This window comes from Streptomyces griseoruber, assembly GCF_001514205.1.
Classification (GTDB): Bacteria; Actinomycetota; Actinomycetes; order Streptomycetales; family Streptomycetaceae; genus Streptomyces; species Streptomyces griseoruber.
The window spans coordinates 1-1,320 of record NZ_KQ948812.1 but is presented as its reverse complement, the minus strand read 5'-3'; the positions used below and the strand labels follow the sequence as shown (position 1 = coordinate 1,320).

2 protein-coding genes are annotated in these 1,320 nt (G+C 70.7%); both read right to left on the bottom strand.

Annotation, left to right across the window (positions count from 1 at the left end):
* The coding region (locus tag AQJ64_RS44640) for a beta-ketoacyl synthase N-terminal-like domain-containing protein (protein WP_211286546.1) at window positions 1–668 on the bottom strand (668 nt) is incomplete at its 3' end.
* A gap of 60 nt (window positions 669–728) precedes the next feature.
* Window positions 729–1,320, bottom strand: a 592-nt coding sequence (locus tag AQJ64_RS44635; protein ID WP_244902739.1) for a phosphopantetheine-binding protein, incomplete at its 5' end; no start/stop codon positions are given.

The following is a 1,320-nucleotide window of genomic DNA, read 5'->3' as shown; positions in this document are numbered from 1 at the left end:
CCCGCACGCAACGCCTGCACCGCCAGATGCAACGCCACCAACGACGACGAACACGCCGTGTCCACCGTCACCGCAGGCCCTTCGAGGCCGAGCACGTACGAGACGCGTCCGGAGACCACGGAGGTGGAGTTGCCGGTCAGCAGGTGGCCTCGTACGTCGTCGGGGATGTCGCTGAGGCCCGCGCCGTACTCCTGGTTGCTGCATCCGACGAAGACGCCGGCGCGGCCGCCGCGCGCCGACTCGGGGTCCACGCCGGCGTGTTCGAACGCCTCCCAGGACGCCTCCAGCAGCAGCCGCTGCTGGGGGTCCATCGCGACGGCCTCACGTGGCGAGATGCCGAAGAACGCCGGGTCGAAGTCGCCGGCGTCGAGGACGAAGCCGCCCTCACGGGCGTAGCTGCCGTCCACCCGCCGGGCTTCCGGGTCGTAGAGCGCCTCGGTGTCCCAACCGCGGTCCGTGGGCCACGCGGAGATGGCGTCGGCGCCGGCGGCCAGGAGCTGCCAGTAGTCCTCGGGGGAGCGCACCCCGCCGGGGAACCGGCAGCTCATGCCGACGATCGCGATGGGCTCGTCCGCGCGGGCCTCCAGCTCCTGGAGGCGCAGACGCGTCTCGGCCAGGTCGGCGGTGACCCACTTGAGGTAGTCCCGGAGCTTGTCTTCATTCGCCATTGGAACTTGCCCCATACGTCGTAGCGGTAGGAACGATTCGGCCTGCTGTGACGCGGGCGCTCAGGACCGGCCGAGTTCCCGGTTGATGAAGTCGAAGATCTCGTCGTCCGAGGCCGCCTCGAGGTGCTGGGTGACGGAGGCTTTGGGATCACCCTCGCTCTGATCACCCAGCTCGGTCAGCATGCTGCGCAGGCGTGCCTTCGCGAGAGTCCTGGCGCTGTTCTCTGGGGAAAGCCTTGAAATCGTGGAGGCCAGCCGGTCCAGCTCGGCGGCGAGGACGGTCTCCGGGTCCGCTTCCTCGGAGCCGAACAGTTCGGCGTCGAGGAAGGCCGCCAGATGGCGGGGCGTCGGGTGGTCGAAGACGAGGGTGCTGGGGATCTTCAGGCCGGTCTCGGCGGCCAGCCGGTTGCGCAGCTCGACGGCGGTCACCGAGTCGACGCCGAGTTCCCTGAAGGCCTGGCCCGGCGCCACCTCGGCGGTGTCGCCGTGTCCCAGTACCTCGGCCGCCCGCCGGCGGACCAGGTCGAGCAGTGCCTGCCCTCGTTCGTCCGCCGACCGCCCGCCCAGCTTCTCCCGCAGCCCGGGCTCCTGTTCGCCCTCCTGCTGCCCGGTGGTGGCCGAGGGGGTGGTGAGTGCGGTGTGTGCTTCGGGG